Source organism: Spongiibacter sp. UBA1325, from assembly GCF_002306875.1.
GTDB classification, from domain to species: Bacteria; Pseudomonadota; Gammaproteobacteria; order Pseudomonadales; family Spongiibacteraceae; genus Spongiibacter; species Spongiibacter marinus.
On the sequence record NZ_DBTD01000011.1, the window covers coordinates 120,979 to 144,959 of the forward strand.

Consider the following 23,981-nt stretch of genomic DNA (forward strand, 5'->3'; position numbering starts at 1 on the left):
GATGTTCTCCTGAGCCGACGGGCGACCGCCGGCTTCTTGTTGTTATTCGTCAGAGGGGGTATTGCGCAGAAACCACACCGCGCCCTGTGCTGCCGCGACATAGGTCCAGCCGGGCTCGACCAGGTACGTGGTTTCGCCGGGATTGACGATGGCGGGTCCATCGATCTGCACGCCGGGCTGCAGGGCCTCGATACCGTAGATCGGGGTGGCTACCGCACCGTCGGCGGCCTGGAAGTGACACTCCCGATGTGCCACCGGCGTCGGCGGCGCGATACGCTGCGCAGGAGGCGCAAGATCATCAAAGGTGACCGTGCCCAAATCCACCCGTGATACGACGCGAATGGTGGTGACCCACACTCCCGACTCGGGCGATACGATCTCCTTGCCGTAGCGTTTGCCGAAGTCGTCGTTCATCTGCTCAATGGCGGCCAGCACTTCGCCCGGTTTGCTCAGTCGGCGATTGTCCAGCGCGATACTGATTTCCATTTTCTGAATGCCATAGCGCATATCCAGTTCGAGCACGTACTGAATGTCCTCGTCCTTGAAGCCCTGACGCAGCAGATCCTGTCGCCCCTTTTCTTCCAGATCGGCAACCAGCGCGTTGAAAGCGTCGTACTGGTTGTACAACGAGCGAGTGTGCTTGTTGTAAAAACCCAGTGAGACGTTCTTCTCGTGGATGTGCATCTGGTCCAGCCCGGCACCACCACAGGCGGAGAACACGCTGCTGTATGGCGGCGCCAGAATGCGGCGAATGCCCGCCTTGTCGGCAATGCCGCAGCAGTGCAGCGGACCATTGCCGCCGTAGGCCAGAAAGACAAAGTCGCTGGCCTGATAACCGCCGCCATTGAGTTCGCGCACCAGTCCCGCCGCCATTTCGCTGTCGGCCATGGACTTGATCAGCAGAGCCGCGTCCACCTCGTCGATATCCATCTCGTCGCAGATATCTTCCAGCGCCTGATACGAGCGACGCTTATTCAACGGAATCGCGCCCTTGGCATAGTTCTCCGGATCGAGGTAGCCGAGGATCAGGTCGGCATCACTGACGGTGGGGTTCATACCGCCGCGGTCGTAGCAGGCCGGACCGGGGTCACTCCCCGCACTTTCCGGGCCGATGCGCACGGTGTCGAAGATGGGGTCGTAGCTGGCAATAGAGCCGCCCCCGGCCCCCAATGTCACCAGGTGCACCATCGGCAAGGTGACTCGCCAGCGATCAACCACCGGGCTGAAATCGTAGTGCTTGGTGCCGCCCTCGGTAATCAGACCGATATCGAAGGAAGTACCGCCCATATCGCCGCAGACAATATTCTGTACATCGCCCTGCAGGGCGAGCTGACCGGCGGCATGAATGCCGGCAACGGGGCCCGAGTGCAGGGTTTTCAGCGCATCGGTGGAGTTCAACTGCGCCATACCGCCGGAGTTATGCACCAACAGCATCGGCCGGTCGTAACCGTTTTCCCGCAGGTTCTGCTCCAGCGCGTTCATTGCGAAATACATGGCGGAATGCAGGAAGGCGTCGATAATGGCCGACGAGGTCCGCACGTATTCGCCCTTGCGCCCGACCACCTGATGGGAGAGCACCATGGGAATCGCGCCGAGCATTGAGGAGGGAAACTCCTCTTCGAAGATCTCCTGAATACGCAGCTCGTGCTCGGGGTTTTCCACCGAGTTGATCATGTTCACCACGATGGCCTGCACACCGGCATCCACCAGCTCCTTGAGCTTGTTGCGCACATCTTGCTCATCGAGGTCCATCAACACCTCGCCACGGTAGTTCATCCGCTGTTTGACGGTGCGAATCCGCGCAATGGGAACAATGGGATCGGGGCGCCGGGCACGGGACAGGTCGCGCGCTTTCTCATCCGGCAGACCATCGCCGTACCCGCGACCGCGTGAGATGGGAATGGTGCTATCGAAGCCGCTGGTGATCAGCAGGCCGACCTTGGGACCACGGCGCTCGATCAGCGCGTTAGTGCCCAGAGTGGTGGCGTAGCGCACAGAATCCACCGCCTGCAACAACTCGCGCCGGTCGACGTTAAGAATTTCGCAGGACTGATCCAGCGCATCATTAAAGCCCAATGCCAGATTGTGGTGACTGGTCAGTGCCTTGGTCTGTACAAAGCGGGAATCCCAACTGACAAAGCAGTCGGTGAAGGTACCGCCGATATCTACTGCAATACGTCTCATCTGCTCACCCCCTTATGCCTTGACGCTGCCAGCACTGCTGTCAGGCACACCGCGCCATTTCTCCCGCAGCGAGTCGATGTCCAACTCCAGATCGTGCAGGGGAGCGTGGCCGGGAACGGTGTATTCCACATCCATCATCACGCCACAGTTGGGGCAGTAAAATTCATAGATCACGCAGACTTCAGGGTCTGGCGAGAAGCAAAAACGATAGCGCTCTGGATCCAGCAGCGGCTCGTGAACTTCGCGGGGGTTGCGGTCGTGGATCAGCAAAAAATGCTTGTAGTTTTCTCGCGCAGAACCCAGCACATGATCACAGCGATTGCATTCCCACTGCTCTTCATTGAGGTCGACCCTGAGGTATTCGGTTGCCTGAACTTTCATTATTTTTCTCCTTATTCAGCTCGTCTGACGCTGGCTGGTCACGTTCAGCAAAATGTCGCGGTTGGCGGTGAAGCGGAAATCCCAGCCATCGGGCACGGCGCAGGTCCAGAAGGCTTCTTCCAGTACCGCCGGGCCACTGGCCTGTGCGCCGGCCTGCTGCTGTTCGACGCGATACACCGGCACCGCTTGTGTACTCTCTTGCGCGACCAGCAGTGAACGCTCGCCCTCGGGCACCGCTGTCATGGCCTGCAGGTCGGCCTGGTCGGCCAGACGGGCATGGTGAATCGCCTTCACGGCTCGCACGTTCAGCAACAGCCGCTCATCGGTCAGGGAGACATCAGCCAGTGACAACTCCGCCGTTATCGGCAGGTCTACCGCCCCCTGCTCGGTGTCGCACCAGGCTTCCAGGCGGCACTCTTCCGCCTCGTAACCCTCGGTGCGCATATCCCTGAGCACCCGGTCTTTGAGCACGTCAAAGGCACGGCTCAGAGCATCGCCGTCGCCACCATCAACGGTTTCAGAGGCGATATGCGCAATGTCGCTGAAGCCGATGCCATGCGCGCTGAACACAGCCGATAAGCGCGGAATCAGCACACTGGCAATGCCGGCACTTCTGGCGATGGCCGCCACGCCCATGGGGCCGCCGCCGCCAAAGGCCATGAGCACGGAGTCGTCGGTAATGTCGGTGTAGTCGCGAATGCCGTCGGCAATTTTTCCCGCCCAGGCATCCAGCATTTGCAGACAGGCGGAGGGCACATCCAGCCCCAGCGGCTCGGCAACGTGTTTGCGCACAGCGGCCTCGGCCTTGTCGGCGCGCAATGCCAGCTTGCCGCCGAAGTACGTCTTGGGATCGAGCAGCCCCATCAGTAGCAGCGCATCCGTGATGGTGGCCAGCTCGCCGCCCATGCCAAAGCAGGCCGGACCAGGCGCACCACCGACCGATTCCGGCCCGACACAAATCGCGCCGTTCTCCGCCCGAATAATCGAGCCACCGCCAACGCCGACGCTGACAATTTCCGCCAGCGGGTCGGCACAGCGCACGCCTTCAACCAGCCCGTAGCGGTTGTCGACAATGCGGTCGTTTTCAATCAGGCCGATATCGGTGGTAGTGCCGCCCACATCGATGGTGATTACCCGTTTGGCCTGGTAGTAGCGACTGTAAGCCAGCGCCCCCTCTGCACCGCCGCGGGGACCAGAGCTGTAGGTTTTCAGCGCCACCGTTTTTGCCACCCGCCCCGAGTAGCCATCGTTGCGATAGACCAACAGAGGGTTGCGCATGCGGTACTGAGAGAGATCGCCTTCGGTGTTGTAGAGAAAGCGCTCCATCGCCGGATGCAGAAACGCATTGAACAGCGAGGTCCACAGGCGGGTATTCGGATTGCTGTGACGGCACAGCGCACTGGCGTACAGGACGGGTACCGAGCCCAGCAGATGCCGGGGATAGGCGCGCAGCATCGCCTTGCGCAAAGCGCTCTCCTGCGCGGCATAATCCTCTCCGGTGTAGGCCACCACAATACGGCTGGCACCGCTTGCAGACAGACTGTTCACCGCATCGGTCAACGCCCGCTGAAAAACTTCACTTTCCGCATCGGCAGGGAGCACGGCTATGCGGTCACCCAGCAGCCCATCGAACAAGGCACGCTGCTGATCGTCGTCGCAGCACCAACTGCGGTCACCGCCGTTGAGCAACAGACCAAGCTTTGGCCCCTTACGTTCGACCAGCGCGTTTGTCCCCTGAGTAGTGGAGTAGCGGATATGGTCGGTGGATTGCAGCAGCGCCCGCAGATCTTCCTTGCCGTAAATGTCTTCCGAGACTTTTTTCAAGCCTTCAAAGAAGCACTTGCTGAGGTCATACGGCGTGGTAATGGTTTTGGTGTGATACGAGTTCTCACCATCCAGAACCCAGATATCGGTCAGGGTGCCGCCGTTATCAATATTGATGAGTTTTCCCATGCCATTTCTCTTTTTATTGGTTTATGTGGCCATTCTGGTGAAGCAGCCCATAGCGGACTACTACCCATACGAGCAGTTCTTGCTGCTGACGTTGCGGGAAATTATGCGAAGTCTAAAAAGGAACGAGCACTACCCTAACGGGTAGATGATTGCTCCCGACCTTTTGGGGTACAAAGGGGTATTCCTATAAATAATAATGAGTCACGAAAGGAGTCAAAGGCATGAGCCGACCCCAGTCCAGCCGTTACTGGCGCTTCGACACCCGCCCCGAATCTCTGGTCAATGCCCAAACATTCAGCCTGCAGGAGCGTGCCGTTGCGACTCCCGAAGAAGGTGAGCTGCTGGTCAGAAACCTGCTGATTTCCATGGATGCCACCAACCGCCTGTGGCTGGGGGAGCGCGAAGAGTTGTATATGGAGCCGATCGCCCTTGGCGACTGCATGAAGGCATTCTCCCTCTGCCAGGTGGTGGAATCGCGCAGCCGACTCTACCAGCCCGGGCAGCTCGTCACCGCACTGGGAGAATGGGCGGACTACTCCGTTCTGGACGCCACTCAGGTACAGCCGTTCACCGCGCCCGACGGACTGGCGCTGGACATGGCCTTTGGCATCATGGCCATCGCCGGACCAACGGCCTATCACGGGCTGCTCAATGTCGGCCAGCCCCGCCCCGGAGAAACCGTAGTGGTCACCGCGGCTTCTGGCGCGGTGGGTTGCCTCGCGGGGCAAATCGCCAAACTGAGTGGCTGTCGCGTTGTCGGCACTGCTGGCAGCGACGCCAAATGCCAGTGGCTGACCGATACCCTAGGCTTCGATGCTGCCGTGAACTACAAGCTCGATGACTTCGAGGCGCAACTCGCGGAAGCCTGTCCAAACGGCATCGACGTGCAGTTTGAAAATGTGGGCGGCGCCGTATTGGACAGCTGCCTGAAGCTGATGAACAACAACGGCCGGGTGGTCATTTGTGGTCTGATCTCCATGTATAACTCGGCAGAGAATGTTCCCGGCCCCTATATGTTTCACAACAGCATTATGAAGCGCCTGAAAATTGAGGGCTTTGTGATTCTGGACCACGCGGCCGATTTTCCGCGCATGCAGAGCTATCTGGCCCAGTGGCTACGTGACGGGCAGCTCAAGTTCCGGCTCAACTGTCAGCATGGGCTCGAAAAAGCGCCCGAGGCGCTGCGTTCGCTGTACACTGGGGATAATGACGGCAAAGTGATGGTGCAAATCGCCGAACCGGCGTAGTCGCCCCGTCCTCAGCCCCCGGTAAAAACAATAAAAAAGATCGCATTGCCATGTCCGCAAAGCCCAGCAGTCAACGCACACCCGTGTTCCAGCAAAAGTTTCAGGTCCCCGGCGGGGACCGCAAGCTGGTTTCCCGTGACGCCCTGATTCGCCGTATCCGTGACAACCCCTCTGTGCACTGTTTTCTGGTGCAGGCGCCGGCCGGACATGGCAAATCCACCCTCTTGCAGCAATTACTGCGCGACAGTGTGCAACGCGACATTCAAACCGCCTGGCTGAAACTCGACGACGCCGACAACGATCTCACCCGCTTGATGAACCACCTCAATCATCTGCTTTCTCAGCTTGAGGACGCCTGCCCCCCCACACACGAACAGGCGGCCGCCGCAACATCGCTGCCCAAGGGGCTCGCGGACCAGTTCAATAACCGGCTGCTGGAAATGGACCGGGATATTCACCTGTTTTTTGACGATTTTCAGGTCATCGATGAAGGCGAGGTCGAGGCCTTGTTTCGCAATATCATCATCAACCTGCCCGCCCGCGTTTGCGTGTTTATCGGCTCCCGCTCGCTGCCGCGTATCGGCATTCCGGAAATGCAGGTCAATCAGCAGGTCGAACTGATCCGCTACGACGAGCTCAAATTTTCACTGGACGAAACCCGCGAGTTTTTCACTACCGAGCAACGGCTTTCGCTGAGCAAGGAGGAGCTGTCGACGATATACAGCCGGACCGAAGGCTGGCCCGCGGCCCTGCAACTGTTTCGTCTGACACTTTCACGAATGCCGGTAAGGGAATCACTGAACAACCTCGAGTCTTACACGCCGTTCCAAATCACGGAATACCTGTCAAGCAATGTGCTTGCAAAGCAACCCAAAGATACCCAAGACTTCCTGCTAAGCTGTGCAATGCTTCCAAGACTGAATGCTGAGCTCTGCGAATACATAACTGGTAGAGCCGACAGTCAGTCACTATTGGAGCAAATAGAACAACAAGGCTTATTTCTTAATAACATTGACAATGAACGCTATTGGTTCCAGTTTCACTCGCTGTTTGCTCATTACCTGCATGAACTGATGCTAAAACGGTCGGTGAGCAGATACCGCAAGATTCACACTCGTGCAGCAGAATGGTCGATGGAGCACGGGCTATATGAAGATGCGATGCGTCACGCCCTCAATGCCAACAACTACCATCTTGCAACTCAGGCAATGGACACTTGGGCCAGTGAACAAATTACCAACGCCTTTCTGCATAGCGTCGAACGCTGGGCAGCACGACTACCCATTGATCACATTCGCGACTACCCGCAGCTAGCAGTAAAAATCACCTGGGCGCTGACGTTTCTGCGCCGCCGCAACAAGGTGCTGCCCTATCTGGAAATACTGCGCAATCTCGATGAGTCGCAGCTCGACAGCCAGTTCCGCACCGAGCGGCAGATAACCATGGCAGTGGTAGAAATGGCTTTAGACAATTTAGACCGTTGCTTTGCCGACGCCAGCATTATCAATACCGAGAATCACGAGGCGGAAGGCTTCTGGGCCTTCGAACTCGGCGCTGCCGCCAACATCCAGGCATTCAACGACATTGCCCATGGCAATTATACAGCCGCTCGCTACCATATCGCGCTGGGTCGCAACCACAGTCATGAGGGCAAAGCCCCGTTTCTCGCAGGTTACAATACCGCGTTGACCATCTTCAGTTGCTACCTGCAAGGGCGTGTCGGCGAAGCCTGCGAGCGCAGCATATCGGCACTAAAAGCAAGAGGGCTCGATATCGAGGACTCGTACGCACCGGTCGCGTCCGTTTGCTGCACTCTTTACCCATTGTATGAATGTGGCGACACAGACACAGCATTAAAAGTGTTCACGCAATATCGCAAAGAGATCGATACCGGTTTACTTTTAGATTTCGTAGCGGCAGCTTACCTTCCTATGATTCGACTTTACGATGCCGTCGGAGAAAAAACTGAGGCAGAGGCATTGCTGGAGTCGCTCGAAGACATCGGTATCACTGCAAACTGGCCCCGAGTAATTCAGCTTTGCCACTGGGAGTCTGTTCGCAGAGCTATTATTTTTGGCGACATTCAGAAAGCCAAACGTATCGCAGATAACATCATCCAGATAGAACAATCACAAAAACCTCGACCCTATCTAACATTTTCTGAAGCTTGTGAAGATCCCGGGCTGGGACGTTTGCGATTAGCCGTTTATCTCGGAGAGGACGATGCACTTGTTTCAAAACTGAATGACGCTATTGAAGAAGCTCAAGACAAAACACGAATTCCCAGAGAGCTAAAGTTACGGCTCTTGAAAGCGCTATGGAAATCTCGACAAGGAAAAAGTGATCTCGCCTATCAAGAGCTGAAAATAGCGCTCACTTTGGCATCAGACTATGGCTTCGTTCGCACCATTTTAGATGAGGGCCCCGAGTTAGTAGCTCTTATAAAATCGCACGAGGACATGCCCTGGCCTAGTAATATTAGGCAATATATAAACACAATCCTCTGCCACTGTACTCAAGCAAAAGGTCTCACGAAGGTAGAATCAGCGCCAATAAAAATTAAGGAACCACTAACTGAGAGAGAAATGCAAATACTCTTACTGCTATCAAAAGGTCAAACCAACAAGGGCATAGCACGCCAGCTATTCGTTTCCGAGAACACGGTTAAATTCCATCTTAAAAATATCTTCCACAAGCTACATGCAAAGACCCGCACCCAAGCGATCAGCAACGCATCGGCACTTGGCCTAACCTAAATACGTAATCAGACAGCTTCTCGCGTCAAATACTTAGCATCGTGATGTCAGTATTAAAAATCTGGAATCTAGTTGCTCGTAATTCCCATATAAGAATTAAACATACAACATCAGTGGAATATGCGCCGAGGACTATTTTTATTCAGTAACGACCTTCGTCTGCACGACAATGCAGCGCTGCGGCGCATTGCCAGTCAAGTAGACGAGTTGTTGCTCGTATATTGCCTGGACCCAGAGTTATTCCGGCCTCGGTTCTGTCAGACCCCGGCTCTGGGTAGCCACCGTCTGAAATTTATCCAGGAGAGTCTGCGCGACCTACAGGCGCAACTGGCCTCATTGGGCCAGCGGCTTACCATTGTCGAGGCGTCGGCAGGGCGCACGATTCCGGCGCTGGTCGAGCGCTACGACGTTGCAGTCATCGCGCAGGCGCAGGCCATCGGGCTGGATGAGCGCCGACAGTGGCAAGCCCTGCAACAACAGCTCCCCGACTGCCGTTTTATCGAGGCCAATAATCACTGTTTGTTTGAAGTCGACGATCTGCCGTTTTCCCTGGGCGGCCTGCCAGAAAGCTTTTCAAAATTTCGCCGCAAACTCGGCGACCAGCTTCCCAGCCCCGCGCTCGCCGCACCCGCTTCGCTTCCGCCGCCACCTGCCGATTGGCGCACCGAGAGCCACGCAGGTTACAGCGCCGCTGGTGAACAACGATTTATTGGCGGTGAAACGGCCGCCATCGCTCACTTGAAAAACTATTTTTCAACAGAGCTTCCCACCCAGTACAAAGCAACACGCAATGCACTGTGGGGGTGGGAGACCTCGACCAAGTTTTCTGCCTGGCTGGCAAACGGCTGCCTGTCGCCCAGGCGACTGCTCGATACGCTGATCGACTACGAGCAAAGCGTGCAGCGCAATGGCTCCACCGAGTGGATTTACGTTGAGTTGCTTTGGCGGGAGTACTTCCAGTTCTATGCCCTGCGCCACGGCGCAGACCTGTTTTCATTTTCAGGCATTAAGCACCAAAAACCGCTAACGAGCTTTTACCCACAACGCTTTCGCCAGTGGTGCGAGGGCACAACGCCCTACCCCATCGTTAATGCGTGTATGCGCGAGCTAAATGCCAGCGGCTATATGAGTAACCGAGGGCGGCAGATCGTCGCGAGTTGCTTCGTCCATGAGATGGGGCTGGACTGGCGCTACGGCGCGGCTTATTTTCAGCGCCAGCTTATCGATTACGACGTCGCCAGCAATTGGGGGAATTGGCAGTATCTGGCAGGTGTTGGCGCTGATCCGCGCGGACACCGACACTTTGATTTAACTAAGCAAACCGAACAGTTCGACCCCGATGGTGAATTCCGCCGTCACTGGCTCGGCGAGGACACCACCGCCGTCGAGCTCGACCATATCGATATCGTTGACTGGCCCATCCTGAGAGAGAGGCAATGAGCCGCGCCATTCAACTGGTGTGGTTAAAGCGCGACCTTCGCCTCAGCGACCACGCCCCCCTTGCCAACGCCTGCGCAGTGGGCGGGCCGGTACTACTTCTATACATTTTCGAACCGGAATTACTGGACGACCCGCACTATGATGAACGTCATTGGCGCTTTGTGTGGCAATCACTGGAATCCATGCAAACTGCGCTGAAACCCTTTGGCGGACACGTTCAGGTATTGTACGGCGAGCCACTGGCGATTTTTTCCGCTCTGCAGCAGCGCCTTACCATCGACACCGTTTTCAGCCACCAGGAAATCGGGCTGGCCTCCACGTTTGCTCGCGACCGTCGGCTTGCCGCGTTCTTCACCGCATCAAACATACACTGGCAGCAAAGCCCTAGCGGCGCTGTTCAGCGCGGCGCAACGCATCGGCACGGTTGGGACAGTCGATGGCAGAAAGTCATGCGCGCATCACCGGCCGCGCCGTCACTGAATAGCACCACATTTGCAGAACCACTGCAGCCAAACGGCTTTGACATGCAGCCACCGGCAGGCTGGACAAGCCCAAATGTCGCCTTTCAGCAGGGCGGTGCTGATGCCGCCTGGCAAACCCTGCACAGCTTCTTTGCGCACCGTGGCAAGGACTACTACCGCTCACTGTCCAGCCCTGAGCTGAGTCGCGCCGCCTGTTCCCGTCTGTCGCCATACTTGGCGTGGGGCTGCATTAGCCTGCGCGAGGTCTATCAATATTTACTCGCGCGCTGGCGCACGCCTGGCTGGTCTCGCAGCCATGTCGCCTTTTCCTCACGGCTTCACTGGCACTGCCACTTTATGCAGAAATTTGAAAGTGAATGTGAAATGGAGACGCGGCCACTCAATCGCGCCTACGAGGCGTTTCCATGGCGGGAGGGGGAAGACGCGGAGCGCGACCTGATCGCCTGGCAATCAGGTAAAACCGGCTATCCTTTAGTGGATGCCTGCATGCGCTGCCTGCAGGCCACCGGTTACATCAATTTTCGGATGCGCGCCATGTTAGTGAGCTTTCTCTGCCATCACCTACGGATCAATTGGACGCGGGGTAGCCAGCATTTGGCGTCACTCTTTCTGGATTTTGAGCCCGGCATTCACTACCCACAAATGCAAATGCAAGCTGGCGTTACCGGGATCAATACGCTGCGTATCTACAACCCTGTTAAACAATCCCAGGAGCACGACCCCGAGGGAACCTTTATTCGCCAGTGGTTGCCAGAGCTGGCAAACCTGCCCAGTCCCGTCATCCATCAACCGTGGCATATTCCACCGCTGGAGGCGGCCATGTATCACTTCACACCGGGCAAGGATTACCCACTACCCATCGTCGATATTAGCGTCAGCGGGAAAACAGCACGAAGCGTGTTCTGGCAGTGGCGCGCCCGTCCCGATGTTAAGCAAGAAGCCCAGCGTATCTTGGCCACGCATGTGCGCCCCAAACTCAACACCACCCCGACGAAGCGAGCCGGATAATGCGCCAGTATCAACGCCTGCGATTGATTCTCGGTGACCAACTGAACGCCAGCCACAGCTGGTACCGAGAGTATGACGATCAAACCCTTTACGTTATTACCGAGCTGCATCAGGAAGCCAGCTACTGCCGACACCACATTCAGAAACTGTGCGGCTTTTTCGCCGCCATGGAGCAGTTTGCCAATGCGCTAAAAAAAGCGGGCCACCATGTCCTGCACCTGAGCCTGGATGACACTGCAGAAGACGCCGATCTCAACGCCCTGCTGCAACGCTTATGCCGCCACTACGCGGTTTCACAGCTGGAGTATCAGCAACCTGACGAGTACCGGGTGCATCAGCAGTTACAAGCGCTGACACTAGAAAATGGCGTGCAGCATCACTGCGTAGACAGCGAGCACTTCATGCTGCCCTTTGCGGAACTGGGGCAGTATTTTACGGCAGGCAAAGCCCAGAAAATGGAATTTTTCTATCGTAAAATGCGCAAACGCTTTCACGTGTTAATGGACGGGGAAAACGGCGGTGAGCCCCGTGGCGGGCGGTGGAATTACGATGCAGATAACCGCAACAAGCTCAGCGCTGAGGACCTCGACGGTATCCCCGAGGCGCTGTGTTTTGCCAACCCCGTTGGGCCGATTCGCGAGCGCATTGCCCGCCATAACATCGCCAGCATCGGCCAGGGCGGTGACGAGCTTCCCTGGCCGATTACCCGCCAGCAGGCCCTGCAACTGCTCACGTATTTTTGTGAGCAGCTGCTGCCGAACTTCGGGCGCTTTCAAGACGCCATGACTGCACGTAGCGAGCACCGGTGGAGCCTTTACCACTCGCGCCTCGCCTTTGCGATGAACAGCAAGCTGTTGTCGCCAAAGCAGGTGATTGATGCATCTCTGAATGCCTTTGAGCGAAGCGATGGCGCGATAGACATTGCGCAAATCGAGGGTTTTATCCGCCAAATTTTAGGCTGGCGAGAATTTGTGCGCGGCGTTTATTGGGCAAATATGCCCGACTACGGCGAGCGCAATGCCCTGAATGCCCAGCGACCGCTGCCGCGTTGGTATTGGAACGGCGAGACACACATGCACTGCCTGAAGCAGGCAATAGACCAGTCGCTGACGCACGCCTACGCCCATCATATCCAACGCCTAATGGTCACCGGGAACTTTGCGCTGCTGGCTGGCATTCATCCCGATGCGGTCGACAGCTGGTACCTGGGCATTTATATCGATGCCCTGGAGTGGGTGGAAATGCCCAATACTCGCGGCATGAGCCAGTACGCCGATGGCGGCTTGGTGGCCAGTAAAGCCTACGCCGCAAGCGGTAACTATATGAACAAAATGAGCGACTACTGCGGCGACTGCCACTACAAGGTAAAAGAAAAGACGGGCGAGCGAAGCTGCCCTTTAAATAGCCTGTACTGGCATTTTATGCTGCGCCACCGCGAGAATTTTGCGCGCAACCCGAGGGTGGGCATGGTTTACAAAAGCTGGGATAAGATGGCTGATGACAAGCAACAAGCCGTGTTGCAACGCGCCGACTGGTGCCTGGAGAATATCGACACGCTATAGTGTTTGCACCTTTACACAGGAGCGCCACATGGAAGACAGCCAAGTACGCGACCAGCTCGCCTTAGAGCGCACCCTTCTCGCCAATGAACGCACGCTGCTTGCCTATTTGCGCAGCGCCCTCGCCTTCGCCGCTGCTGGTGCAGCCATCCTTCATTTCTACGCTCAACAAGCGCTGCTGGTCACCTTGGCATGGGGCTTAGTCGCCGCCGGCGCGGCCATCGGCATTTGGGGCGCCTACCGCTTTGCTCAAGTTCGCAGGCGCCTGCGCAATTAAACCAGGCGAACAATGAACAGCCCGGCGAGCAAGCAGGCGATCGCAACGCTGCTAAGGCAGCAGCGCAAACTGATATACCAGCTGGGTAAGCCATAGCGGTAATAGCGAAACAAGTCATAACACCAGAGAATACCGAGCAGAATGGCCAACGTAAGGTAGGCTTGCGCCATTGGCATCCACACCGTAAATGCCACCGCGATCGCCGCCGCCATTCCCAGCAAGGCATCGTTAAAGCGCGGCGCCGAAAAGGTCCCTCCCCAAAGCGTTCCCGCCATAAAAGCGGTGATAGCCACGCCATAACTGTGCAACGCCACCTGGCCGGTCAGGCCAGCCCAACTGCCGCCGACATACACTGCCCACAGCGCTGCAATAAACGGTATCGCACCCAGCGCACCTGCCAGCAGATAGCTGCGTTGCGCAATGCCTGTTGTCGCCATAAATCTTCTCCTCTTTCGTCAGTGATACGAAAAACAAGAAAAGCCCGGATTTATCGGCCAGAAACAAAAAAGCGCCCGAGGGCGGGCGCAAGCTGTGAAACGACCACCCGGGAGAGTGGTCACGCACTAATAGTGTTAGCGGTAGGGGACGGTCTGAAACAGCACATCGGTCAACTGAAAGGTGCCCGCGGGCTTTTGGTCAAAGGCTAATTTAATTGACGACAGCGCACTGAGGTCGACACCGGCATCGTGAATCACTTTGGCATCCAGTCGGAACGGCAGCATATTAATGACCGTCTTGGCTCCGGTATCGCGCGCCGATACCGTCAGCCCCGGCGGAAAATACAGCGCGTCGCTGTAGTCACTGGCGAGCAAGGTCACGGCGTTGCCAGACACATCGCTGAGCGTGAGATGCAGGTCCTGGCCGGTGGCATTTTCCGGCGTAACACTCACCCCCATACGCAGCGTCAGAAAGTCTGCCGCGCTGGCGTCCAGCCCCTCGGCGGGCAGGGCAAATTCAATACTGGCGCCCGTTCCCAGATAATTGGCAAACACCTGCGGCGCTTTAGAGATGGTTGACGGCGACGGGCAACGGTCTTCATTCATGCCCAGTAAGTCTTCCAAGCTACCGCCATTTGGCGCGCACCAGCCAGTAAAGGTGAAGCCGTCAAAAGTATTGGCGCCAAACTCGTTCATCAGTAACGAATCCTCACTGAGCGTCTTGTCGACGACGATCAGGTTTTCTGACGACTGATGAAAGGACAAATGCAGTCGCTCGTCACAGGTATCAACCCCCTCTGGACAGGCACTGGCGGGCGCGCTGTCCAAAGCGCTCCAATACCCGGCGAATTGCTCTTCACCGCCAGCGAAAAGGCGCAGGAAGCTGCTGATCAAAAACTCGCCATGGCGGCGTTGGTCACTGCGGCTAAAGCGGCCGCTTACCGGCGAGGCTTCCGTGCAATAGGGGTCAAAGCCATTCAGGGTGGCGTCATCGTTAAACCAAAAGTCGTTGTAGTAATTGTGGTTGGCGCCCATCGCGGTAAGCATGAACTGCGGCTGCGACACATCGTCGGCGTTGTAGCGAACATTGTCATACATATATACGCCGTGGAGGGTCGATACGTCGCCGTCACAGTAAGGTGACAGAGTGGCCCAGGCGGTATTGAGCGGCAGTTCGGAGTCAAAATCAGTAGGTGCTAGGGAGAACACCGCCTTTATGTCGTGGGGCTGGTCAAAATCGCTAGTGCGGCGAAATTGCGGGTCTTGGTTGTAGGTGATGGTTTTGGCAACCCCATTACCGCCCCGGGAGTGCCCCATCAGGCCGATGCGGCTGAGGTCTATGCTGTCGAGCAAAACGCTAAAGTCATTACCGGCCTCATCCTGGTGGTAGGCCGAGTCGGGCTGGGTGGCGATATCGCGGAAAATATCCAAGTGGTGCAATATCACTTCCGCTCGGGCGGTGATGCCCTGGTCGTTGGAACCGGAGTCCTGGGCGTTGATGTCATTCACATCCACCGACAGTACTACATAGCCGTGGGAGGCCATGGTGTCGGCGATATAGTCATAGCCTTTATCCGAGCGGATAGGCACTAAACCGTTTGCTTCGCAGTCCGTGCCAGAAGATTCGTCGCCACTGGCATCGCCAGTAGTCGAACACGTTGAGTGGCGGCCGTGCTGGAACAAAATCAGCGGAAAGCCGTCTTCGGGTATGTCACTGGCGCTGTCTACCACCGGGTAGTGAATCACGCCGAGAATATCCACCGGGTCGGCAAACTGGTCGACGCTGCTGCCGTCGCTATCATCAATATTGCGGGTGGCCATCACCGCGGCATATTGGTAATCGATGGGGCCGGCAATCTGGTAGGGGCCCTCCGTGTCAGCATCTGGCGCGGCACCATCAAAGCGGCTTTCAGAGAAAACCGGTGTTTCAACCACAGGTGGGGTGGGATCATCGACTACGCCTCCCTCTCCCCCTGCGCCCGATGAGCTTCCCGATCCGCCACAGGCGGTCAGTAACATCAGTGCACTACCTACGATCCACTTGCGAGGCGAATCAAAAGACGACGAATAAACCATGACACCACTCCTTACTGCTTTAAAGGATGACTTGCATCGGTGCCCTCCTGGCTTACGCTGCAAAAGTAGCCGCTGCATAACTCACTATCGCAGCGACGAATAACAACGTCGTTGCAGCTTTAATGCCAGCTTTTCAAAAATTAGTATTGCAGTGAAAGTCGGTGTTTTTTCGATCAATCGCGCATCTAACGCCCTTTTATAGGGCGCTGCGGGATGCATTCAGCGCGTAGTGCACCAGTAATGACCTCGCCAGTGCGCTCACTGGAAGCGGGTTTTCAACTTGCGGCCAACACCACATCAAGCTATAAGAAGCCGCCATTTTCATTGCAAACTCCGGTACACTTGAGCGCATGGATTCAAAACCTCAAAACGCAGAACTCCCCTTCGGCAGCGCGCCGCAATTTCGCTTGAAAGCGGGCTTGTTCCCGCTGACGCAACTCGATATCAGCGACTATGAGCACAGCTGCTTTGAGCAGCAGTTGCGCGCCAAAGCCGCTGAAGCGCCGGCCTTTTTCCAGCACACCCCGGTCGTGCTCAACCTAGAGCCCTACCAGGGCACGCTGGCGCCGCCCGTGCAGGAAATGGCCGCACTGTGCCGCGAGCATGGCTTGATTCCCGTCGCCCTGCGCAGCCCGGATGATGCAATACAGGAACAGGCGCGCGCTTGCGGCCTGGCCATCATGCCCGCTGGTCGCCCCGCTCGCGAAACTGCCGATACATCTGACACCTCCGGGGCTTCCGAGACCGCGGCGGCCAAAGCAGAGCCAGAGACCGCCGCGCCAACCAGCGAGGCACCCACCGCGCGGCCCAGCAAAGTGATCGACACGCCGATTCGCTCCGGCCAACAGGTTTACGCCGCCGGCGGCGACTTAATTGTGCTGTCGTCGGTATCAGCCGGCGCGGAAGTACTCGCCGATGGCAATATTCATGTTTACGGCGCACTCCGCGGACGCGCTCTGGCAGGTGTACGCGGTGACACTTCTGCACGAATATTTTGTCAGAGTTTGGAGGCCGAACTGGTATCTATCGCCGGAACCTTTAAGCTGGATGAAGATTTTCGCGGCCAGCATTGGAAGTCCGCCGCAAAGATTCGCCTCGACGAGCAAACATTAGAGATTCAACCACTCAGTTAATTGAAAGAAGGGCGCAACCCGCCCTGCCAACATATAAGGGAGCCTTGCTTTGGCCAAAATTATTGTCGTGACCTCCGGGAAGGGCGGCGTGGGTAAAACCACCAGCAGTGCCGCAATCAGCAGTGGCTTGGCGCTACGCGGCCACAAAACTGCCGTTATCGATTTTGATATTGGTTTGCGCAACCTCGACATTGTGATGAACTGCGAGCGCCGCGTTGTCTATGACTTTGTCAATGTGATCAACGGTGACGCAACGCTGCGCCAGGCACTGATTAAAGATAAGCGCGTCGACAATTTGTATATTCTCCCCGCCTCGCAAACCCGCGACAAAGATGCGCTGAGCATGGACGGTGTAGAGCGCGTACTTAAAGAGCTCGCCGACGACGGTTTTGAATACATTATTTGCGACTCACCCGCGGGCATTGAGCACGGTGCCTTTATGGCGCTGTACTTCGCCGACACCGCGATCGTGGTTGCCAACCCCGAGGTAAGCTCAGTGCGAGACTCCGACCGCATTCTCGGTATTCTGCAGAGCAAATCCCGCCGCGCTGAAAACGGCGAGCGCGTGGAAGAATACCTGCTACTCACCCGCTACAACCCGGAGCGCGTGGCCAAGGGCGAAATGCTGGCGGTGGAAGATGTCGAAGAAATTCTGGCAACCAAACTGCTGGGTGTTATCCCCGAGTCAGAAACCGTATTGAAGGCGTCAAACCAGGGTATTCCGGTTATTCACGACGACCAGAGCACGGCGGGGCAAGCCTATAGCGACGCCGTGGCACGCTTACTCGGCGAAGAGGTGGAGCAACGTTTTATTCACGCGGAACAAAAAGGCCTGTTCAAGCGCCTGTTCGGGAGGACTGCATGAGCATCCTGGACTTTTTCCGCAACAACAAAAAAGATACCGCCGCCGTCGCCAAAGAGCGGCTGCAAATCATTGTTGCTCACGAACGCAATCAACGGAACCAGCCCGACTATTTGCCAAAACTTCAGCAAGAGCTGCTGGAAGTGATACGCAAGTATGTTGATGTGAACCAGGATCAGGTCGAAGTGGCCTTGGACAATGCCGGCAACTGCTCGGTACTTGAGCTAAACATCACCCTGCCTGACCGCTAAGCCGTGCTGCGGGAATGACCAGCGCATTCCCGCCGCCGCTAACGTGGTGCAAAGGACTGCATATACGGATTCGCGCTGCTGCGCTGCACATGGATGTATCCGTGCTCGGTGAGTTCGTGACAGCTATTGCAGCCATCAATCAACTTATCAAACGCCGTGCTGGCTCGGCTGACATCGCCGCTATCGATTGCCGTTTCCAGCTTTAACACCAGCGGTTTAAGCGTACTGGCCGACAAGCGCCCTACCGGATAGTCGCCATAGCTTTCAATGTCACTGGCCTGCTTCACCGCCGCTTCCAGCTCGTGGGCATAAAAATCTGCCAGCGTCAGGTTGCTCGCATCCAGCGACAGCTGCAGTTTGTGCGCAAAGCGCTGCATATCGCCCATCACGGCAATCAGGTCAGGGCTTTCATTTGCCTGCAATAGCGAACTTCCCGACATAACCGTGCCGACGCACAGCCCTACTATCCATTTCTTCATTGGGCGCTTGTATCCTAAAAAATAAACGGCTGATGTTATACCAAAACGCGCAGAGGCGACTCCACTACTGCGGCGATTTGTCGCTATCGCCATGGGCCAACTCATCGTGTAGGAAGCCCATCTGCCGCGCGCGCTGCTCCCAGCGCTGACGCGCAAATACCTGCATATCGACCACTTCATCGGTTTCGTCGGTAATTTCAAAGCCCAGCAAGGTTTCCACCAAATCCTCGGTTGTTACCAAGCCGTGCAACTCGCCGTACTCGCCCACGGCCAATGCCATTTGTTTACCGGGTACCAGCATCTTTTGAATCATGCCGCGCAGCGGCAAGTTGTCGGGCACAATTAACAGTGGGCGCTGAAGGGTGTGCAGCACTGTGCCCGGCGCCTCGATCGCAGCGCGTAGAATTTCGTCTTTGCGCACGAAGGCGTATACGTTATCGGCCTGGTCGCGATAAATCGGAATACGGGAGAACGGCAGGCTGGGGTTTTCAGCCAGAACCTGCTCGGCGGTTTTGTCACCATCCAAACTAAAAATTACCGGCCGCGGGCTCATCACGTCGCGCACTTTTAGGCGACTGAAATGCAGCAAGCTGCGCACGGCGCGCGCTTCGCGCGGCGAGAACACTCCTTCCTCAACACCCAGCTCGGCAAGGGCGGCAAACTCGGCACGACTAACGGATGCAGCTTCTTCTTTCTGACTGAAAAAGATGGTTATCCACTGAGTAAGCCAGACCAGCGGCGACATCAAGCGCTGCACCCATTTCAAAATAAGCGCGCAGGCGGGTGCCAGCTGACGCCAGTAACGCGCGCCCAGCGTTTTGGGAATAATCTCGGAAAAGACCAGAATCAACAGGGTGAGTACCGCGGAGATCACCCCGAAATACACTTCGCCAAACAGTGCCGTGGCCTGCGCGCCCGCCCCCGCCGCGCCCACGGTGTGGGCGATGGTATTCAAACTGAGAATGGCCGCCAGAGGTTTGTCGATATCTTCTTTGCAGCGCTGCCACCAGGTCGCGGTGCGCTGACCACTGGCCAAGCCCGCCGCAATATAGGAGGAGTTAACACTTAACAACACAGCTTCGAGCAGTGAGCAGAGAAAAGACACGCCCAACGCCAAAAAAACATACAGCGCCAATATGGCCATTACGCTTACGCCTCATCGTGGTATCGATAGCGCTAACTGTGTCACAGCTTTCGCCGGACTTAAATCCTCTGCGCGAACAAAGTCGGCAAACAGCAGAGCCGTGCTTTAGCCATTCGCCGCCGGGCGCTGACCACCGCACAGAATGTCACTCACCAACTCGGTGTCCATATATTCCTTCAGCTCGATAATGCGCCCGTCTTTGAAACGAAAGAGAAAGTGGTAACGGTTGTGATAATGCTGACCAGAGCTGTGGTCGCCGCGACTCTCTGCCTCCACCGCAACGCGCTCACCCTCGGCAGTGGTCGCGGTGATCGTGAATTTAAGGCCATTCGGGAAGGCATCCAGTACGCCCACAGCGGACGTCGAGATTTCTTTCAGATTATAACGGCCGGAAATCAACGTTCGGCCCGAGGTCCACAGGGTCGCATCAGGGTGATAAAAGGCTAAAAAACCATCGGTGTCGCCCGCCGACAAACACTCAATAAAGCGGATGGCCCGCTGACGATTCTGTTCACTTAGCGACGTGTCTGCCACGCTACTCGCCCTCCTGTTTCTTTATTTTGGCCATTAGCCCCATCAGTGCCATGCGCATTTTAGAGGCTCTTGGGTAGCCAATATACTGGGTTAGAAACAGTACGGCCTCCTCCAATTGGGCCTCGTCCAGCTCCCCGCGTGTAAACGCCGACTGCGCCTGAATGGTGAAGGTCATGTCCTCTCCCTGGGCCGCTATTGCCCCCAGCAGCAACAGCCTGCGGTCGCGAATGCTTAGGGTATCGTTGTCCCACAGGTCGCCAAACAGCGAACCCAACATGAAGTCGAAAAAGCGGTCTTCACCTTCCTTGGGGGGCTCGGGCAGGGCATTGCAATACACTTCTTTAAACTTTTCGATACCGCGTTCACGTTTTGACTCTGTCATAGCAGCGCTCCTACACCCGCATAAACTGACCGCCGTCCACGTTTAATATGTGGCCGGTGATCCAAGAGGCTTTGTCGGACAACAAAAACAGTGCCGCATCGGCCATATCATCAGGCGTGCCGAGGCGACTCAGTGGCATTTGTTTGACCAGCTCGTCGGCATAGTCACCTGCGGTATTGCGCAAGCCCTGGGTCTCGGTGGGGCCGGGAGCGATGGCGTTGATGCGAATTTTTCGCCAGCCCAGCTCGTTGGCTAGCGAGCAGGTCAGGCCATTGAGTGCCAGTTTGGCAACGCCGTAAAAACCGATATTCATCCACGCCGCCGTGGAGGACTGGTTTACTATCGCCGAGCCTTCCGGCATGTGCGGGACGCAGGCACGCGCCATTAACAGGCTGCCGTGGACATTCACGCGCATGAAGGTATCGAGGTAGTCCATATCAACATTCATATAACCTTCGATCTTCATGTCGCCAAAGATCGCCGCATTGTTAATGAGGTAGTCGATCTCGCCGTAGGCAGATTTCGCTGCCTCCGCACAGGCAATACACGAGGCCTCATCACCTACGTCGGTGCGCACAAACATCGCCTCACCGCCGCCCTGCTGAATGTCGGCCACAACCCGCTCGCCTTGCTCGGCATTTAGCTCAGCGACCACGACCCGCATGCCCTCAGCGGCGCAGCGTTTGGCATAGCCTTCGCCAATTCCTTGCCCCGCCCCCGTAACCACCACTACTTTGTTGTGAAAACTCATTATTATTTTCTCGTTTTAATTGTAAATGCAGGGCCTAGGCCTGTTCTTCCGGTAGCTCTACACGCATGCCTTCAAGCGCGGGCGTCACCGGAATCTGGCAGCCCAGACGGCTGTTGGCGCGGCGATCAATCGCATTCTCCAACATGCTGTTTTCGCCATCACTGAGCGCCGGCATCTGGCTTTGCCATTCCTCGGGAATATAGCAGTGGCAGGTTGCACAGGAGCAAATCCCACCACACATCCCCTCGACACCGGGCACCATGTTCAAAGTGGCGCCCTCCATCAAACTCATCTGTTCATCGACATCGACTGCGTGTTCGGTGCCGTCGTGCTCAACATAGGTGATAGCAACCATTTCTCTCTCCTTTACAGGGTGACTTTTTCAACTGGCGTGCAAGGGCGAATTTCCAGCAAGTCCACCGACACCCCGCGCGGCATCGACAAACAGAACAGCAGTGCCTGTGCGACATGCTCCGCCTGCATACCGCTATCCATCCACGGCCCCTGACGGTGCCATTGCTGCACCGCCGCCTGCAGGCGCTCAAACGTCCAACCTGCAGCGAAATCCGTCATCGCGGCACCGGGGCGCAAAATACTGACGCCGACACCCGCCGGAGCAAGCTCACGGCGCAGGTCTCGGCTCAGCCGCTCAACAGCGGCCTTGCTGGCCGCGTAAAGCGACAGGCCCGCCATTTCGTCATGGTGCTGGGCACTAGCGCTGCTCACATTGATCAACCGGGGGTTGGCAGACTGCTTTAACAGGTGGGCGGCTGCGCGACTGCAATAAAGCGTCGCGGCAATATTGAGCTGCAACTGTTGATGAATCTCGTCGTCTTGCCAGTCTTCAACAAAGCCGGGGCGCGCCAGACCGGCGTTGTTCACCAACGCGTCCAGACCACCAAAATGGTGAGCGACCGTTTCTATTGCCGATTGCGCTTGCGCGCTGTCGGTAATATCGGCAGCAACCGCCAAGCTGCGCTCGCCCAGCTCATCACAGTGCTGCTGCAATAGGGCTTCACGGCGCGCGATCATACCCACCTTCGCACCGGCAGCAATCAGCGCCCGCGCCATCGCCAGGCCAAAGCCCGAGGAAGCCCCTGTTACCGCAACGACCCGACCGTTCAGAGAATTATTCATAGCCCCCTCCTACACGGCGATGGCAATGGTTTTGGTTTGCAGGTATTCCTCAAAGCCCTCCGGCCCCATTTCTCGCCCGACCCCGCTTTGCTTATAGCCGCCAAAAGGCGCATCGGGGCCGAGGAAGTTGCCACCATTGACATTGACCGTGCCACTGCGGATTTTCCGCGCAAACGCCAGGGCACGCTCTTCGCTGGCTGAGTACACCGAGCCCGATAAGCCGTAGATGGAGTCGTTGCACAAGTGCAGCGCCTCGGCTTCGTCGTCATAGGGGATGACCACCAATACCGGCCCGAATATTTCCTCTTGCGCGATACGCATATCATTGCGCACATCGCTGAATATGGTCGGCTCAACAAAGTAGCCAGCGCGTGTATGCGCGGGAATACCGCCCCCCAGTATCAGCCTCGCGCCTTCCTGTTTGCCCAGCTCAATATATTCCAACACCCGCTGACGCTGGCGCTCGCTAATCAGCGGCCCCTGCATTTCGCCACTGGTGTCATCACTGCCGTAAGACATGCCGCCTACATAGGCGCACAACAGTTCTTCGGCTTCGGCAAGACGACTGCGGGGCACTAACAAGCGAGTGGTAATCGCGCAGCCCTGACCACTGTGCGCGCAGATAGCCAGCGAGCCAAACAAGGCAGTGGGCAGGTCGGCGTCCTCGAGCAGCACCATTGCAGACTTGCCGCCCAGCTCCAAAAACACCCGTTTAACCGTATCCGCGGCATTGCGCATAACCTGCCTGCCCACCGCTGTGGAGCCAGTAAACGACACCACGTCGACACGCGGATCTCGGGTCATTGCATTGCCAATTTCGGCGGGGTCGCTAGCGGTGAGCACATTGAACACGCCGGGGGGCAGCTCGGCCTCGGCGGCAATGCGGCCAAGCAGAGATGCCGTCCACGGCGTTTCGGCAGCGGCTTTAAGTACCACCGTACAGCCCGCGGCCAGAGCCGGCAGGCACTTAGCCAGGTTAATTTGAATGGGAAAATTCCACGGTGAAATAGCCGCCACCACGCCCGCGGCCTCCTTCACCACAAGGCGCCGACTGCGAACGCCCATCACCTCGTATTCGCCGATATCCCGCTGCCAGGGGAAGGAAGCCATATACTCCACCGGCCAATTCGCCATCGCAATTGGCCCGTCGCACTGCGGGCCGTGAACGAAGAACTGGGTCGCCCCGGTTTCGTCGGCAACTGCTGCGCGCAGGGCGTCGCGATGGCGATTTAGGCCGTCCACAAAGCGCTGTAAACAGGCGCGGCGTGCGGCGTGATCCGTCGACCAGTCGCTGTGATCAAAGGCCCGCCGCGCGGCGTCAATCGCCTCATCGGCATCGCGCAAGCTGGCATCGGCGGCAACCCCGAGCACCGTCTCGGTCAAGGGGCTGATGTTCTCATACTGACGACCGCCCTCAGCGGGGCGCAGCTCGCCATTGATATACAAGCGGCTCTCGCCGTGACCTGGCTGCCGGGTATCAGCAACGCTCATGGTGACCTCCTATTATT

22 protein-coding genes are annotated in these 23,981 nt (G+C 57.0%); 9 read left to right on the forward strand and 13 right to left on the reverse strand.

What is annotated here, in order from left to right:
• Nucleotides 1–42 precede the first annotated feature (42 nt).
• The 3 genes from B3K78_RS16400 to B3K78_RS16410 are packed head-to-tail and all read right to left on the reverse strand — an operon-like array spanning nucleotide 43 to nucleotide 4,518.
• On the reverse strand, nucleotides 43–2,184 hold the full coding sequence (locus tag B3K78_RS16400; protein ID WP_273035969.1) for a hydantoinase/oxoprolinase family protein: 2,142 nt from the start codon (nucleotides 2,182–2,184) through the stop codon (nucleotides 43–45).
• A gap of 12 nt (nucleotides 2,185–2,196) precedes the next feature.
• Entirely contained in the window at nucleotides 2,197–2,565 is a 369-nt protein-coding gene (locus B3K78_RS16405) for an acetone carboxylase subunit gamma (RefSeq protein ID WP_286696292.1), read from the reverse strand.
• A gap of 15 nt (nucleotides 2,566–2,580) precedes the next feature.
• Complete coding sequence (locus B3K78_RS16410) at nucleotides 2,581–4,518, reverse strand: hydantoinase/oxoprolinase family protein (protein ID WP_286696293.1); 1,938 nt, start codon at nucleotides 4,516–4,518, stop codon at nucleotides 2,581–2,583.
• A gap of 221 nt (nucleotides 4,519–4,739) precedes the next feature.
• On the opposite strand from B3K78_RS16410, the gene B3K78_RS16415 reads away from it, so the two are divergent.
• The 6 genes from B3K78_RS16415 (at nucleotide 4,740) to B3K78_RS16440 (ending at nucleotide 13,287) form a co-directional block, all read left to right on the forward strand.
• Complete coding sequence (locus B3K78_RS16415; protein WP_286696294.1) at nucleotides 4,740–5,765, forward strand: NADP-dependent oxidoreductase; 1,026 nt, start codon at nucleotides 4,740–4,742, stop codon at nucleotides 5,763–5,765.
• A 50-nt stretch (nucleotides 5,766–5,815) separates the two neighbouring features.
• Complete coding sequence (locus B3K78_RS16420; protein WP_286696295.1) at nucleotides 5,816–8,521, forward strand: winged helix-turn-helix domain-containing protein; 2,706 nt, start codon at nucleotides 5,816–5,818, stop codon at nucleotides 8,519–8,521.
• A 120-nt stretch (nucleotides 8,522–8,641) separates the two neighbouring features.
• Nucleotides 8,642–9,961 (forward strand): DASH family cryptochrome, encoded by a 1,320-nt coding sequence (locus B3K78_RS16425; RefSeq protein WP_286696296.1) that lies wholly within the window; start codon nucleotides 8,642–8,644, stop codon nucleotides 9,959–9,961.
• Entirely contained in the window at nucleotides 9,958–11,451 is a 1,494-nt protein-coding gene (locus B3K78_RS16430; RefSeq protein ID WP_286696297.1) for an FAD-binding domain-containing protein, read from the forward strand. Before B3K78_RS16425 ends, B3K78_RS16430 begins: the two co-directional genes overlap by 4 nt.
• Nucleotides 11,451–13,013 carry a cryptochrome/photolyase family protein gene (locus B3K78_RS16435; protein WP_286696298.1) on the forward strand — a complete coding sequence of 521 codons (1,563 nt, stop codon included), beginning with the start codon at nucleotides 11,451–11,453 and terminating at the stop codon, nucleotides 13,011–13,013. The genes B3K78_RS16430 and B3K78_RS16435 overlap by 1 nt, the downstream gene beginning before the upstream one ends.
• Nucleotides 13,014–13,041: 28 nt before the next feature.
• Entirely contained in the window at nucleotides 13,042–13,287 is a 246-nt protein-coding gene (locus B3K78_RS16440; protein ID WP_286696299.1) for a DUF202 domain-containing protein, read from the forward strand.
• On the opposite strand, the gene B3K78_RS16445 is transcribed toward B3K78_RS16440, so the two are convergent.
• The gene (locus B3K78_RS16445; RefSeq protein ID WP_286696300.1) at nucleotides 13,284–13,724 is read right to left on the reverse strand and encodes a DUF3429 domain-containing protein; all 441 of its coding nucleotides are present in this window, start codon (nucleotides 13,722–13,724) and stop codon (nucleotides 13,284–13,286) included. The genes B3K78_RS16440 and B3K78_RS16445 overlap by 4 nt on opposite strands.
• A 135-nt stretch (nucleotides 13,725–13,859) precedes the next feature.
• Nucleotides 13,860–15,800, reverse strand: a complete 1,941-nt coding sequence (locus B3K78_RS16450) for an alpha/beta hydrolase (RefSeq protein ID WP_286696301.1) — start codon at nucleotides 15,798–15,800, stop codon at nucleotides 13,860–13,862.
• Nucleotides 15,801–16,150: 350 nt separating this feature from the next.
• Between B3K78_RS16450 and minC the strand changes: the two genes are divergently transcribed.
• Genes minC through minE form a run of 3 tightly spaced genes read left to right on the forward strand, consistent with a single transcriptional unit; the run spans nucleotide 16,151 to nucleotide 18,046 of the window.
• Nucleotides 16,151–16,933, forward strand: a complete 783-nt coding sequence (gene minC / locus B3K78_RS16455; protein ID WP_286696302.1) for a septum site-determining protein MinC — start codon at nucleotides 16,151–16,153, stop codon at nucleotides 16,931–16,933.
• Between the two features lie 49 nt (nucleotides 16,934–16,982).
• Nucleotides 16,983–17,798, forward strand: coding sequence for a septum site-determining protein MinD (minD, locus tag B3K78_RS16460; protein WP_286696303.1), 816 nt, complete (start codon nucleotides 16,983–16,985; stop codon nucleotides 17,796–17,798).
• Nucleotides 17,795–18,046 carry a cell division topological specificity factor MinE gene (minE, locus tag B3K78_RS16465; protein ID WP_027873106.1) on the forward strand — a complete coding sequence of 84 codons (252 nt, stop codon included), beginning with the start codon at nucleotides 17,795–17,797 and terminating at the stop codon, nucleotides 18,044–18,046. The genes minD and minE overlap by 4 nt, the downstream gene beginning before the upstream one ends.
• 38 nt (nucleotides 18,047–18,084) lie before the next feature.
• Here minE and B3K78_RS16470 read toward each other — a convergent pair whose 3' ends face one another.
• From B3K78_RS16470 to B3K78_RS16505, 8 genes are all read right to left on the reverse strand, one after another.
• On the reverse strand, nucleotides 18,085–18,525 hold the full coding sequence (locus tag B3K78_RS16470) for a hypothetical protein (protein WP_204994629.1): 441 nt from the start codon (nucleotides 18,523–18,525) through the stop codon (nucleotides 18,085–18,087).
• Between the two features lie 64 nt (nucleotides 18,526–18,589).
• On the reverse strand, nucleotides 18,590–19,669 hold the full coding sequence (locus tag B3K78_RS16475) for a CNNM domain-containing protein (protein ID WP_204994630.1): 1,080 nt from the start codon (nucleotides 19,667–19,669) through the stop codon (nucleotides 18,590–18,592).
• Nucleotides 19,670–19,774: 105 nt separating this feature from the next.
• Nucleotides 19,775–20,203, reverse strand: a complete 429-nt coding sequence (locus tag B3K78_RS16480) for a nuclear transport factor 2 family protein (protein WP_286696304.1) — start codon at nucleotides 20,201–20,203, stop codon at nucleotides 19,775–19,777.
• Nucleotide 20,204: 1 nt separating this feature from the next.
• Nucleotides 20,205–20,585, reverse strand: coding sequence for a carboxymuconolactone decarboxylase family protein (locus tag B3K78_RS16485; protein ID WP_204994631.1), 381 nt, complete (start codon nucleotides 20,583–20,585; stop codon nucleotides 20,205–20,207).
• Nucleotides 20,586–20,595: 10 nt separating this feature from the next.
• The gene (locus B3K78_RS16490; RefSeq protein WP_286696305.1) at nucleotides 20,596–21,336 is read right to left on the reverse strand and encodes an SDR family oxidoreductase; all 741 of its coding nucleotides are present in this window, start codon (nucleotides 21,334–21,336) and stop codon (nucleotides 20,596–20,598) included.
• Between the two features lie 34 nt (nucleotides 21,337–21,370).
• Nucleotides 21,371–21,691 carry a 2Fe-2S iron-sulfur cluster-binding protein gene (locus B3K78_RS16495; protein WP_204994633.1) on the reverse strand — a complete coding sequence of 107 codons (321 nt, stop codon included), beginning with the start codon at nucleotides 21,689–21,691 and terminating at the stop codon, nucleotides 21,371–21,373.
• Between the two features lie 11 nt (nucleotides 21,692–21,702).
• Nucleotides 21,703–22,473 (reverse strand): SDR family oxidoreductase, encoded by a 771-nt coding sequence (locus B3K78_RS16500; protein WP_286696306.1) that lies wholly within the window; start codon nucleotides 22,471–22,473, stop codon nucleotides 21,703–21,705.
• A 9-nt stretch (nucleotides 22,474–22,482) separates the two neighbouring features.
• Entirely contained in the window at nucleotides 22,483–23,964 is a 1,482-nt protein-coding gene (locus B3K78_RS16505) for an aldehyde dehydrogenase family protein (protein WP_286696307.1), read from the reverse strand.
• Nucleotides 23,965–23,981: the final 17 nt, after the last annotated feature.